Origin of the sequence: Planctomonas deserti (assembly GCF_003067705.1) — a bacterium.
GTDB lineage: Bacteria > Actinomycetota > Actinomycetes > Actinomycetales > Microbacteriaceae > Planctomonas > Planctomonas deserti.
Genome location: NZ_QANL01000021.1, coordinates 1 through 890, shown reverse-complemented (window position 1 = coordinate 890; position 890 = coordinate 1). Strand labels below are relative to the sequence as shown.

The following is an 890-nucleotide window of genomic DNA, read 5'->3' as shown; positions in this document are numbered from 1 at the left end:
ATGTCAAGCACCGGGATGCCTTCGGTGATGCAGACGATGACCTTGATGCCGGCAGCAGCGGCTTCCAGGATTGCGTCAGCCGCGTACGGCGGCGGCACGTAGATGACCGAAGCGTTGGCGCCGGTGCTCTGCACGGCGTCGGCAACGGTGTTGAAGACCGGCAGGTCGATGTGGGTGGTGCCACCCTTGCCCGGGGTCACGCCGCCAACAACCTGGGTGCCGTACTCGATCATCTGAGTGGCGTGGAAGGTGCCCTGCTGGCCGGTGAAGCCCTGCACGATCACCTTGGTGTTCTTGTTAATCAAAACAGACATGGGAATTCCTTGGTGTCGAATCAGGCAGCGTTCTTGACAGCTTCAACGATCTTCTTGGCGCCATCGTTGATGTTGTCAGCCGGGATGATGGCCATGCCGCTGTCACGCAGCAGCTGCTTGCCTTCTTCCACGTTGGTGCCTTCCAGGCGCACCACGACCGGAACCTTGACGCCTACTTCCTTCACGGCGGCGATGATGCCTTCGGCAATCATGTCGCAGCGGACGATGCCGCCGAAGATGTTGACGAAGATGCCTTCAACCTTGTCCGAGGACAGGATCAGCTTGAACGCTTCGATGACGCGCTGCTTGTTGGCACCGCCGCCCACGTCCAGGAAGTTCGCCGGCTCGCCGCCGTTGAGCTTGATGACGTCCATGGTGGCCATGGCCAGGCCGGCGCCGTTCACCATGCAGCCGATGTTGCCGTCCATGGTGACGTAGTTGATGTCCAGCTCCGAAGCGATCACTTCGGTCGGATCTTCCTGGGTCTTGTCGCGCATGGCGACCAGGGCCTTCTGGCGGAACGCGGCGTTGTCATCGCTGTCGAACTTGCCGTCCAGCGCGTACAGGTTGCCGTCG

Annotated in this window: 2 pseudogenes; both read right to left on the bottom strand. The window is 61.2% G+C overall.

Annotated elements, in window-relative coordinates:
• Positions 1-314 (bottom strand): annotated as a pseudogene (locus DAI20_RS19270) (succinate--CoA ligase subunit alpha); the annotation flags it as partial.
• A gap of 20 nt (positions 315-334) precedes the next feature.
• A pseudogene (locus DAI20_RS19265) lies at positions 335-890 on the bottom strand (ADP-forming succinate--CoA ligase subunit beta); the annotation flags it as partial.